The organism is Geodermatophilus telluris (assembly GCF_900102745.1).
GTDB lineage: Bacteria > Actinomycetota > Actinomycetes > Mycobacteriales > Geodermatophilaceae > Geodermatophilus > Geodermatophilus telluris.
Window position 1 is genome coordinate 227,684 of sequence record NZ_FMZF01000007.1, and the last position, 10,978, is coordinate 238,661.

At 77.1% G+C, this 10,978-nt stretch carries 11 protein-coding genes; 6 read left to right on the top strand and 5 right to left on the bottom strand.

Translation table 11 applies throughout. The features are described 5' to 3' along the window. Positions 1-3: 3 nt before the first annotated feature. Positions 4-1,806 carry a S8 family serine peptidase gene (locus tag BLQ97_RS20760; RefSeq protein WP_091368424.1) on the bottom strand — a complete coding sequence of 601 codons (1,803 nt, stop codon included), beginning with the start codon at positions 1,804-1,806 and terminating at the stop codon, positions 4-6. Positions 1,807-2,102: 296 nt separating this feature from the next. Between BLQ97_RS20760 and BLQ97_RS20765 the strand changes: the two genes are divergently transcribed. The 4 genes from BLQ97_RS20765 to BLQ97_RS20780 all read left to right on the top strand — a co-directional run bounded on the left by BLQ97_RS20765 (position 2,103) and on the right by BLQ97_RS20780 (position 7,002). Further along, positions 2,103-3,020, top strand: a complete 918-nt coding sequence (locus BLQ97_RS20765; RefSeq protein ID WP_091368426.1) for a haloalkane dehalogenase — start codon at positions 2,103-2,105, stop codon at positions 3,018-3,020. Continuing rightward, positions 3,013-4,128: a class I SAM-dependent methyltransferase gene (locus BLQ97_RS24315; protein WP_091368428.1), complete on the top strand. Its 1,116-nt coding sequence runs from the start codon at positions 3,013-3,015 to the stop codon at positions 4,126-4,128. The genes BLQ97_RS20765 and BLQ97_RS24315 overlap by 8 nt, the downstream gene beginning before the upstream one ends. A gap of 47 nt (positions 4,129-4,175) precedes the next feature. Beyond that, complete coding sequence (locus BLQ97_RS20775) at positions 4,176-5,264, top strand: class I SAM-dependent methyltransferase (RefSeq protein ID WP_091368432.1); 1,089 nt, start codon at positions 4,176-4,178, stop codon at positions 5,262-5,264. A 145-nt stretch (positions 5,265-5,409) separates the two neighbouring features. Further along, positions 5,410-7,002, top strand: a complete 1,593-nt coding sequence (locus BLQ97_RS20780; RefSeq protein WP_091368433.1) for a methyl-accepting chemotaxis protein — start codon at positions 5,410-5,412, stop codon at positions 7,000-7,002. Between the two features lie 26 nt (positions 7,003-7,028). Here BLQ97_RS20780 and BLQ97_RS20785 read toward each other — a convergent pair whose 3' ends face one another. Continuing rightward, complete coding sequence (locus BLQ97_RS20785; RefSeq protein ID WP_091368678.1) at positions 7,029-7,349, bottom strand: cold-shock protein; 321 nt, start codon at positions 7,347-7,349, stop codon at positions 7,029-7,031. A gap of 69 nt (positions 7,350-7,418) precedes the next feature. On the opposite strand from BLQ97_RS20785, the gene BLQ97_RS20790 reads away from it, so the two are divergent. Further along, on the top strand, positions 7,419-7,898 hold the full coding sequence (locus BLQ97_RS20790) for a hypothetical protein (RefSeq protein ID WP_091368436.1): 480 nt from the start codon (positions 7,419-7,421) through the stop codon (positions 7,896-7,898). Positions 7,899-7,907: 9 nt separating this feature from the next. Here BLQ97_RS20790 and pucL read toward each other — a convergent pair whose 3' ends face one another. Genes pucL through uraD form a run of 3 tightly spaced genes read right to left on the bottom strand, consistent with a single transcriptional unit; the run spans position 7,908 to position 9,650 of the window. Then, positions 7,908-8,813 (bottom strand): factor-independent urate hydroxylase, encoded by a 906-nt coding sequence (pucL, locus tag BLQ97_RS20795; protein ID WP_091368680.1) that lies wholly within the window; start codon positions 8,811-8,813, stop codon positions 7,908-7,910. 25 nt (positions 8,814-8,838) lie between these two features. Then, positions 8,839-9,156, bottom strand: coding sequence for a hydroxyisourate hydrolase (gene uraH / locus BLQ97_RS20800; protein ID WP_091368437.1), 318 nt, complete (start codon positions 9,154-9,156; stop codon positions 8,839-8,841). Further along, a complete protein-coding gene (uraD, locus tag BLQ97_RS20805) occupies positions 9,153-9,650 on the bottom strand; it encodes a 2-oxo-4-hydroxy-4-carboxy-5-ureidoimidazoline decarboxylase (protein ID WP_091368440.1) in 498 nt (165 codons plus the stop codon). The genes uraH and uraD overlap by 4 nt, the downstream gene beginning before the upstream one ends. 40 nt (positions 9,651-9,690) lie before the next feature. On the opposite strand from uraD, the gene BLQ97_RS20810 reads away from it, so the two are divergent. Beyond that, a complete protein-coding gene (locus tag BLQ97_RS20810; protein ID WP_091368443.1) occupies positions 9,691-10,890 on the top strand; it encodes a DUF6986 family protein in 1,200 nt (399 codons plus the stop codon). The last annotated feature ends 88 nt before the right edge of the window (positions 10,891-10,978 follow it).

Here is a 10,978-nt window from a genome sequence, read left to right on the forward strand (position 1 = left end):
GTGCTACCCGCCCCAGCCGGCGCCGGACCAGCTCATCCCGGACCAGCTCATGCCGGACCAGGACATGCCGGACCAGGACATGCCCGACCAGGACATCCCCGACCAGCTCATGCCGGACCAGCTCATGCCGGACCAGCTCATGCCGGACCAGGACATGCCGGACCAGCTCATGCCGGACCACCTCATGCCGAGCGGCTGCCCGGCGGCCCCCGTCGGGTACCACTCGCGGCCGTTCCAGGCCCCGCCGGTCCACCCGGAGGCGGTCGTCGAGCCGCCGGTCCACGCGGTGCGCGCGGCCGAGGACGCGGTCACCCGCGCGGCGTCCCAGGCGCGGCCGGTGACGTCGACCTCGCCCTCGAGGGTGCCCCCGTCGAGGGTGAGGTTCGACGACCCGCGGGCCGCCTCGAGGCTGCCGCGCCCGGTCGACCGCGGCCACGTCTGGGCCGCCGACGACGCCGACGGCGTGGCCGCCGTCCAGGCCGTCTTGAGGTCCACCAGGCCGCGGCCCTGCGCGACCGGGTCCGCGGCCGGGAGGGCCTTGGCCGTGCCGCGCAGCAGCGCCTTGAGCTGGTCGGGGGTGATGTCCGGCCGCTGCTGGACCAGCAGCGCCGCCGCCCCGGAGACCACCGCGGCGGCCTGCGAGGTGCCGCTGCCGCGGAAGAACCGCTCGCCGGTGCGCGCCCCCGGGAACTGCGCGTCCAGGTAGGACCCGGGCGCCCGGAGGCTGACCACCGACGCGCCGGGCGCGACGAGGTCGGGGTTGCGCGTGCCGTCCCCGGTGCTCGACCACGACGGGACGACGTCGTCGCCGGTGCCGTGGGTGCCCCGGCCGTCGACCCCGCCGACGGCGATGACGAACGGGTCGTAGGCCGGGTCGTTGAGCTTTGCGCTGCCGTAGCCGCCGTTGCCCGCCGCCACGACGACCGCGATCCCGCTGTGCCAGGCCACCTCGACGGCGTAGGCGAGCGGGTCGAGCCGGTAGTCCTGCACGCCGTCGGTCCCGAAGGACAGGTTCAGCACGCGGATGTCCAGCCCGTTGCGGTCCTTGTTCTGCACGACCCAGTCGATCGCCGCGATGACCTGCGAGACGTCCGTCGCGCCCCGGGAGTCGGCCACCTTGACGCTCACGATGCGGGCGTCGGGGGCCACCCCGGTGAAGGTCGTGCGGTCGCCGCTGGTCACCGGGCCGGGCGTGGCGGCGTCCCGGCCGGCGATGATGCCGGCCATGTGGGTGCCGTGCCCGTAGGTGTCCAGGTACCGCGCCGGGGCGGCCGTGCACCGGTTGCCCGAGCAGGACGAGGCCTCGAAGGAGAGGTCCGGCCCGTGCACGACCTTGCCGGGTGCCGACAGCCCGTCGACCGGCACGACGCCGGAGTCGATGACGGCGACGTCGACACCGCGGCCGGTGAAGCCGCGGTCCCACATGCCGGCCGCACCGATGACGTCGTGCGTGATGGCGTCCAGCGACCCGGTCAGCGCGTTGGCCGCCTCGACGTCGGTGCCGGTGAGGTGGACGGGTGCGTTCTCGGTGACCGAGTCGACGCCGGGCACGCCCCGCAGCGCGCCGAGCCGGTCTGCCGGGACGCGGGCGCTGAAGGCGTCGATGATGCCCAGGGCGCGGCCGACGGTGCCGCCGAGGGCCTCGACGGCCCGCTCCGGACCCGAACCGGTGCCCGGCAGCTCCCGGACGATGACGTCGACGGGCGCGGCCTGGCCGGGCGTTGCCGCCGCCGCGGTGGCGGGACCGGCGAGTCCCCCGCCCAGCGCGGCGAGGACGGTGACCGTCGCCCACCGGCGCGCGTTCATGCGGGATCACCCCACGACACGCCTCGTCGGGTCCGGACCCTCCCGGGCCGGACCCCTGCTCTCGTGCTCACTCCGCGATACCTCCTGGTGTCGGTGCACATCCCTGTGCCTGGTGGTGCACCGGGAGTGATCGGCACGGGGGAGCCGGGGAGCACGGCGACCGCGGCCGCCCTCATCCCTCCGGGGCAGGTGCGGCCGCCGGCGTCGCGGCAGAGGAAGCTCTGGACACGTCCGCGGGCCGCCGGACGTGGGTCCCGCCTGTGCCTGTGCCTGTTCTCGTGCCCCGGAGGTCACCGATGGACGTCGTCCGCACGCCGGAGGAGCGGTTCGCCGCGCTGCCGGACTTCCCGTACCCGCCCGGCTACGTCACCTTCGACGCCGGCGACGGCACCCCGCTGCGGGTCGCGGTGGTCGACGTCGGCCCGGCCGGCGGCGAGGTCGTCGTCCTGCTGCACGGCGAGCCGTCGTGGTCCTTCCTCTGGCGGCACGCGATCCGCGAGCTGACCGCCGCGGGGCTGCGCGTCGTCGCCCCCGACCTCGTCGGCTTCGGCCGCTCCGACAAGCCCACCGACCCCGCGGCGTACAGCTACGCCGCGCACGTCGAGTGGATGCGGCAGACCCTGTTCGAGGGGCTGGCGCTCGCCGACGTCACGCTGGTCGGGCAGGACTGGGGCGGGCTGATCGGGCTGCGGCTGGTGGCCGAGCACCCCGACCGGTTCGCCCGGGTCGTCGTCGCCAACACCGGGCTGCCCACCGGCGACACCCCGATGAGCGAGGCCTTCCTGGCCTGGCAGCGGTTCGCCACGACCGCGCCGCGCTTCGACGTCGGCCGCGTGGTGGCCAACGGCACCGTCACCGACCTGCCGCCGGAGGTGGTCGCCGCCTACGACGCGCCCTTCCCCGACGAGGCGTCCAAGGCCGGCGCCCGGGTGTTCCCCGCGCTGGTGCCCACCGCGCCCGACGACCCGGCGTCGGCGGCCAACCGAGCCGCGTGGGAGGTGCTCTCCCGCTGGGAGAAGCCGTTCCTCACCGCGTTCAGCGACGCCGACCCGATCACCGGCGGCGGCGACCGGGTGTTCCAGCGGCTGGTCCCCGGCGCGCAGGGGATGCCGCACACGACGCTGCGCGGCGGCGGGCACTTCCTGCAGGAGGACGTCGGCGCGGAGCTCGGCCGCGCGGTCGCCGCGTTCGTCGCCGCCACACCCCGTGCCTGAGGCGGTCGAGGAGGTCCTCGCGCAGCTGCGCCGCGAGCCCGACGTCGAGGCGCCCGACCTGGTCGCCGTCGACGCCACCGACCGGCTGCTGCTCGACACCGCCGAGCGGCTCCCCGGGCAGCGGGTCGTGGTGGTCGACGACACCCACGGCGCACTCACGCTCGGGGCGGTCGCGGCCGGCGCCACCGACGTCCGGGTGCACCAGGACCTGCTGGTCGGGGAGCAGGCACTGGCCCGCAACGCCGCGCGCACCGGCCTCGCCGGCTCCTACCGGCACGGGGACCTCGACACCGCGCTGTTCGACGGCGCCACCCTCGTCCTGGCCAAGGCGCCCCGGGCCCTCGACGCGCTGCGCGAGCTCACCGAGCTGGCCGCCGCCGCGGCCGACCCCGGCGTCACCGTGCTGGTCGGCGGCCGGGTCAAGCACATGACCCTCGGCATGAACGACGTGCTCGGCGCCGGGTTCACCGAGGTGTCGGCCACGCTCGCCCGGCAGAAGTCGCGCGTGCTGGTGGCGCGCGGGCCGCGCCCGGGCGTGCGGCCGACCTTCCCCCGCTGCCGCCACGACACCGCCCTCGGCCTCGACGTCTGCGCGCACGGCGCCGCCTTCGCCGGCACCCGGGTCGACGAGGGCACCCGGCTGCTGCTCGCCGCCCTGCCCGCCGCCGCCCCCGGCGCCCGGACGGCGCTGGACCTCGGCTGCGGCACCGGGGTGCTGGCCGCCGCCCTCGCCCGCGCCCGCCCGGACGTCCACGTCACCGCGACCGACCAGTCGGCCGCCGCCGTCGCCTCGGCCCGGGCGACCCTGCGGCGCGCCGGGCTCGACCGGGTGGCGGTCCTCCGCGACGACGGCGCGGCGTCCCTGCCCGACGGCGGGCTGGACCTCGTCGTCTGCAACCCGCCGTTCCACCTGGGCGCCGCCGTGGTCACCGCGGCCGCCGACCGGCTGTTCAGCGCCGCGGCGCGGGTGCTGCGCCCGGGCGGGGAGCTCTGGGCCGTGTGGAACAACCGGCTGCCGCACCGGGCGGCGCTGCGCCGGCTGGTCGGGCCCACCCGGGCGGCGGCGCACGACCGGCGCTACACCGTGAGCGTCTCGACCCGGCGGTGACCGAGGGCCCTGGTCGTGCTCCGCGCGGGGGGCCACGGTCGGGACGCATGACGACGACCGAGACCCCGCCCGTCGACGCCACCACCGCCCTCTCCGAGCGTCTCCTGGAGGCGGTCACCGCCGGCCTGGAGCTGGCCGCCGTCCACCTGGGCAGCGAGCTCGGCTGGTACCGCGCGCTGGCCGACGCCCCGGCGACCGCCCCCGAGCTGGCCGCCCGCACCGGCACCGACGCCCGCTACGCCCGCGAGTGGCTCGAGCAGCAGGCCGTCACCGGGATCCTCACGGTCGACGACGTCGCCGCCGCGCCCGACGAGCGGCGGTACGCGCTGCCCGCGGCGCACCGTCCCGTCCTCGTCGACCGCGACGACCTCGCCTTCGTGCCGCCGTTCGTGCACGCCGCGCTGGTGTTCACCCGCCAGGTGCCCCGGCTGCTGGAGGCCTACCGGACCGGCGGCGGGCTGTCCTGGGCCGAGATGGACGACGCCCGCGACGCCCAGGCCGCCGCCAACCGCGCCTACTTCCTCGGCCCGATGGCGGCGGAGGACCTGCCGGCCGTGCCGGGGGTCGACGCGGCGCTGCGGGCCGGCGGCCGGGTGGCCGACGTCGGCTGCGGGATGGGCTGGTCGGCCGTCGGCACCGCCCGCGCGTACCCGCGGGCGCACGTGGACGGCTTCGACGTGGACGGGCCCTCGGTGGCGCAGGCCCGGCGCAACGCCGAGGAGCACGGGGTCGCCGACCGGGTGCGGTTCACCGAGGGGGACGCCGCGGAGGCGGGGGAGCCGGGCGGCTACGACCTGGTCGCCGCGTTCGAGTGCGTGCACGACCTGGCCGACCCCGTGGCGGTGCTCGCCGCCATGCGCCGGATGGTCCGCCCGGGCGGCACCGTGCTCGTCGTCGACGAGCCGGTGGCCGAGCGGTTCACCGCCCCCGGCGACGGCGTCGAGCGGCTGATGTACGGCTACAGCCTCACCTGCTGCCTGCCCGACGGGCTTTCCACCCACCCCTCGGCCGGGACCGGGACGGTGATGCGGCCCGACACCCTGGCCGGCTACGCCCGGGCCGCCGGCTTCACCGGCCTCGACGTGGTGCCCGTCCCGCACGACGTCTTCCGGTTCTACCGGCTGCGGACCGGCTGAGCCCCGGCCGGACGGCGCACCGCACGTACCGGAACCAGGAAGGACACCCGGTCGTGCGCGATCCGGTGCGACTCCCGCCGGTCCCCGCCGATGGGAAGGGCACCGGCGCTGCGCTGCGCCGTCCACCGCGCTCCGGGAGAGCCCCATGCCGCGCACCACCTGGTCCGACCGCCCCCTGGGCGTCAAGCTGTCCGCGCTGGTCGGAGCCGGGGCGCTCGCCCTCGGCGCGGTCACGCTCATCGCGGTGCAGGAGTTCTCCGGGGCGGGCGACCGCACCGACGTCCTGCTCGCCACCACCCACGCGACCGCGGAGGGACTCGGGGCGGACATGGTGCACGACGCCGTCCGCGCCGACGTGCTCCAGGCGCTGCAGGCCGCCCAGGCCGGCCAGGTGCAGGACCACCGGGCGGCGCAGAGCGACCTCCGGGAGCACGCCGCGGCCCTGCGCGACCACCTCGACGCGGTCGTCGCCGACGGCGTGGGCGGCGACGTCGACGCCGCCGTCGCCGCGGTGCGGCCGGCCGTGGACGACTACCTGGCCGCGGCCGACCAGGTCGTCACCGCGGCGGGTCAGGACGTCCGGGTGGCGCAGGCCGGCTACCCGCAGTTCCTCGCCGCCTTCACCGAGCTCGAGGACGAGCTCCCCACGGTCGGCGACGCGATCGGCCGGCGGGCCGAGGCGGCCGCGGAGGAGACCACCGGCCAGCTCGACTCGGCCGGGCCCCTCGTCCTCGCCGTCGCCGGGGCGGCCGTGCTCGTGCTCGGCCTGCTCGGCTGGGCGGTCACCCGCTCGGTCGTCGGCCCGCTGCGCCGGGTCGGGGCGGTCGTGGCCGCGATGGCCGAGGGCGACCTGCGGGGCTCCACCGGCGTCGCCAGCCGCGACGAGGTGGGCCGGATGGCCGTCGCGCTGGAGACCTCGATGGGGACCGTGCGGACCGTGCTGGCCACCATCGGCGACAGCTCCACCACGCTGGCCTCGGCCACCGAGGAGCTGTCGGCCTCGGCGCAGGACCTCGCCCGGCTGGCCGTGGCCTCCGCCGACCAGTCCGGCGTGGTCGCCGGCGCCGCCGAGCAGGTGTCGCAGAACGTGCAGACCGTGTCCGCCGGCTCGGAGGAGATGGGCGTCTCCATCCGCGAGATCGCGCAGAACGCCAGCGAGGTCGCGCGGGTCGCCGCGCACGCCGTCACCGTCGCCGACGCGACCACCACCACCGTCGCGAAGCTGGGCGAGTCGTCGCTGGAGATCGCCGGCGTCGTCAAGGTCATCACCTCGATCGCGGAGCAGACCAACCTGCTCGCGCTCAACGCCACCATCGAGGCGGCCCGCGCCGGTGAGGCCGGCAAGGGCTTCGCCGTGGTCGCGAACGAGGTCAAGGAGCTGGCCCAGGAGACGGCCAAGGCCACCCAGGACATCACCGCGCGGGTGCAGGCCATCCAGACCGACACCGAGGGCGCGGTCGCCGCGATCGGCGAGATCTCCTCGATCATCGGCCTGATCAACGACTCGCAGGGCACCATCGCCGCGGCGGTGGAGGAGCAGACGGCCACGACGACGGAGATGAACCGCAACGTCACCGAGGCGGCGCTCTCGGCCGGCCGGATCGCCGAGAACATCCAGGCGGTCGCCGGCGCGGGCACCGCGACCACGCGCGCCATGGAGGACGCGCGGACGGCGATCGACGAGGTCGCCCGGCTGGCCGTCGACCTGCAGTCCTCGGTGGCGCACTTCCGCTGGTGAGCCCCGTCCCCTCCCGGGGTGCCGGGTCAGGGCGGGCCGGTCCCCGTCTCCTCGTCGGAGGTCAGGGTCAGGGTGGAGGAGTGGGCGGCAGAGGGTCCCGAGACCTCCCCGTGGTCCCGGACCGGCGCCTGGCCGGCGGGCCACACCTCGACCGCCCGGAAGGGGTGGCCGTCCTGCTCGGCGGCCTCGGCGGTGAACGCCACCGGCTGCCCCGCGTCGAGGGTCCGGTACCCGGCGACGAGGACGGCCGAGAAGTGCACCCAGCAGCCACCGGGGGTGTCGGCCGAGTCGACGACGCCCCACCCCTCCTCGGCGTGCCACACGCGGACGGTGCCGAGCGACGTCACGCACCCATCGTCGCGCAGCCGGCTCGCGGGGTGCTGGTGCCGGGTCGCCGGGGCGACCACCCTGTCGGCATGAGGACGACGCGCCGCACCCCGTCCCGCCTGCGCCGGGCCCTGCCGTGGATCGGCGCGACCCTCGCGGTGCAGGGCGCCGTCGCCGTCGCGGGCCTGGTGTGGTCGCTGCGCGCGGACGAGGGTGACGACCGCTCCGCCGTCGTCCGGCGGGTGCGCGTGATGGGCGGCGCGCAGCTCCGGCCGCGGAACCCGGCGCTGTCGCGGGTCGGCCTGGACGTCGTCATGGCCGGTGGCGAGGTCGACCTGACCGGGCTGGCGCCGGTGCCGGGCGGTGTCGACGTCACCGTCCGCGCGGTGATGGGCGGCGCCGCGGTGCGGGTGCCGCCGGGCTGGCGGGTGTGGTCCGGGACGCGCGCCGTCGCCGGCGGGGTCGGGCTGGCACCCGGAGTGCGGCGCACCGACGACCCACGGGACGCCGACCTGCGGCTGCACGGGTGGGCCGTGATGGGCGGCGTCGGCGTCGAGACCCCGTCCTGACCGCGCCGCTCAGCAGAAGCCGGGCGTGCCCAGCCAGGCGACCTCGGCCGGCGGGACGTCGTCGCGCAGCACGGTGCCCTCGATGAGGCCGTAGGGCCGGTCGTCGGCGTGGTAGACGAGCGTCTCGTCCTCGCCGGGGGTGTTGGACAGGCCGAACGCCGAGAGGTCCTGCAGGAAGTGGTGCCGGTTGGGCATCGACATCCGCACCTCGGCGACGTCGGCGAACCGCTCGAGCACCGCCTCGCCCATCGCGTACAGCGTCTGCTGCAGCGCGAGGGAGTGGGTGGCGGCGAACGTCTCGAGCAGCGTGGTGCGGACGGCGGCGAAACGGGCGTCCCAGTCGAGGTCGGTGCCGGTGTAGCGCCAGCGGGCGGTCACCGCGGTGGCCAGGACGCGGTCGCGGGTCTCGGCCAGGGTCGTGTAGCGGTCCCGCGGGAAGCCCGAGAATTCCGAGCCGGTGGTCTTGAGGACGACGAGGTCGCCGAGCCCGGCGAGCACGTGCACGTCGTCGCCGTCGGCCGTGACCACCGCCGTCCGCACCTCCCCGCCGGGCCGCCGGAACGCGTGCTCGTGCGGCCGGCCGCCGACGGCGATCCGCTCCCAGCCGTAGGACTCCACCGCCACCCGGGCGCCGGTGATCCACCCGTAGGAGCCGGCCAGGTGGCGGGCCAGCCGCAGCCCGAAGGCCTCGGGGGAGCCGACGCCCTCGCGCGCGAAGGCGAACACGGTGTTCTTCTGCGCGTCGGTGGTGAGCACGTGCGCGTTGTCGCCGCGGGTGTGCGCGGCCGCGAAGTCCCCGCGCAGGCTGGTGCTGACGTTCAGGTCCACCAGCTCGTGGCGGGGGGAGCTGCGGTCGACCGCGACGACGCGGACCTCCGCCTTCCCGTACTGGTTGGGTCCGAGCACGATCGCCATGCGGCGCACTGTTGCACGTGGAACGTCAGCTGCCCCGGTAGGTCGAGTAGGCGAAGGGTGACAGCAGCAGCGGCACGTGGTGGTGCTCCGCGGGCGCGGTGACGGCGAAGGTCAGCGTCACCTCCGGCCAGAAGGCGGCCACCTCCCGGTCCGCGAACCACGGGCCCGTGGCGAACACCAGCCGGTGCGGCCCGGCGACGGTGGCCTCCTCGGTCAGCCGGCAGCGGCCGTCGGCGTCGGTGCTGCCCTCGGCGAGCAGCTCGTCCCCCGCGTACAGCCGGACGGCGACCCCCGCGGCCGGCCGCCCGGCGACGGCGTCGAGCACGTGCGTCGACACACTCACGACACCAGCTCCCGCACCCGCAGCTCGGTGATCTGCGCCAGCTGCTCGACGACCTCGGCGCGCTCGGCGTCCTCGTCGTTGCCCAGCCGGCGGCGCAGCTCGGCCAGCAGCTCCTCCGGCGACCGCCCGGCCGCGCGGATCAGGTAGACGCGCCCGAAGCGCTCCTCGTAGGCGCGGTTGCCCTCGACCAGGGCAGCCAGGGTGGCGTCGTCCGCCCCGCCCACCGACGCCTGCTCGCGGCGGGAGGCCGCCGCCTCGGCCGAGTCGCCCGCCACCCGCTCGCCGATCCGCGGGTGCGCGGCCAGCGCGAGCTCCACCTCGTCCCACGGCAGCGCGCGGGCCACCTCGCCGGCGCGGCGGACGAGGGTGTCGGCGTCGGGGAAGGGCCGCGCGGCGACCAGCCCGGCGGCGAACCGGGGCGCGGCGTTGCAGGCGCGCAGGGCCTCGACCGCGGCGTCCGCCGGCCGGCCGTTGAACTCGTCGAGGCGGGACACGGTGACAGGATGGCAGCCCGGCCGGCCGAGGGAGGGTGCGTTGCTCGACGACGCCGTGTACGCCGAGCTCGACCGGCGGCTCGCCCCGGTCGACGCCGCGCGGCGGGCGGCCTACCCGGGCGAGCGCCCCCGCCGCCAGCCGGTGCACACCTGCTACGTGCCGGCCGACGCCGTGGTCCCCGGCGTGGCCGCCGCGTGGGGTGCCGCGGCGCTGGCGGCGCTGGACGAGCACGGCCTGCCCGACCTCGGGTACCCGGCCGCGCTGCTGGCGGAGGTGCTGCCGCGGGTGCGCGCCAAGCTCGCCGCCGAGCCGGTCGAGGACCTGCGGGTCGACGCCGAGGACGGCTACCGCGGCGGGCCCGGGGACGAGGACGACGACGTCCGGCGCGCCGCGGCCGCCGTCGCCGCCGACCTCGCCGCCGGCACCGCCCCGCCGTCGGTCGGCATCCGCGCGAAGTCGCTGGAGGACCCCACCCGCCGCCGCGGCGTCCGCTCCCTCGACCTGTTCCTGGACGCCCTCGGCGCGGCCCGGGCGGTGGTCACCCTGCCCAAGGTGACCGCCGTCGAGCAGGTGCGCGCCCTCCTGCCGGTGCTCGACGCGCTGCAGGCCGCGCACGGCGTCGCGCTCGACCTGGAGCTGCAGGTGGAGACGCCGCAGGCGGTGCTCGGGGCCGACGGCGCGGTGACCCTCGCGCGGATGGTGCACGCCGCCGGCCCGCGGCTGACCGGGCTGCACTTCGGCACCTACGACTACACCGCCTCCCTCGGCATCGCCGCGGCCCACCAGGCCTCCGACCACCCGGCCGCCGACCTCGCCAAGCAGCTGGCGCAGGTCGCCGTCGCCGGTACCGGGGCGCACGCCGTCGACGGGTCGACCAACGTGCTGCCCGTCGGGCCGCGGGAGCAGGTGCACGCCGGCTGGCGGGTGCACGCCGACCTGGTCCGCCGGGCGCTGGTGCGCGGCCTCCACCAGGGGTGGGACCTGCACCCCGCGCAGCTGGTCACCCGCTACACGGCCACCTACGCGTTCTTCCGCGGGGCGCTGCCGGCCGCGGCCGCGCGGCTGGCCGCCTACGCCGCGCGGGCCGACGCCGGCGTGCTCGACGAGCCGGCCACCGCCCGCGCGCTGGCCGGGGTGGTGCTGCGCGGCCTGGACTGCGGCGCGGTGGACGACGGCGAGGTGGCCGCCGCGACCGGACTCGACCGGGTGACGCTGGACGGGCTGGCGGGTCGCGGCTGACGCCCGGCGCCGCGGGCAACCCCCGGCTGCGCCTAGGCTGCTCCCGTGATGGGGCGGTGACGGGGCAGGGGGCCACCCCGGAGGCCAC

What these genes read in the sequence shown, in the direction of transcription:
- BLQ97_RS20765 (WP_091368426.1), top strand. Translation starts at nt 2,103, where the DNA reads ATGGACGTCGTCCGCACGCCGGAGGAGCGGTTCGCCGCGCTGCCGGAC.
- BLQ97_RS20790 (WP_091368436.1), top strand. Translation starts at nt 7,419, where the DNA reads ATGAGGACGACGCGCCGCACCCCGTCCCGCCTGCGCCGGGCCCTGCCG.
- BLQ97_RS20760 (WP_091368424.1), bottom strand. Translation starts at nt 1,806, where the DNA reads ATGAACGCGCGCCGGTGGGCGACGGTCACCGTCCTCGCCGCGCTGGGC.
- BLQ97_RS20775 (WP_091368432.1), top strand. Translation starts at nt 4,176, where the DNA reads ATGACGACGACCGAGACCCCGCCCGTCGACGCCACCACCGCCCTCTCC.
- pucL (WP_091368680.1), bottom strand. Translation starts at nt 8,813, where the DNA reads ATGGCGATCGTGCTCGGACCCAACCAGTACGGGAAGGCGGAGGTCCGC.
- BLQ97_RS20780 (WP_091368433.1), top strand. Translation starts at nt 5,410, where the DNA reads ATGCCGCGCACCACCTGGTCCGACCGCCCCCTGGGCGTCAAGCTGTCC.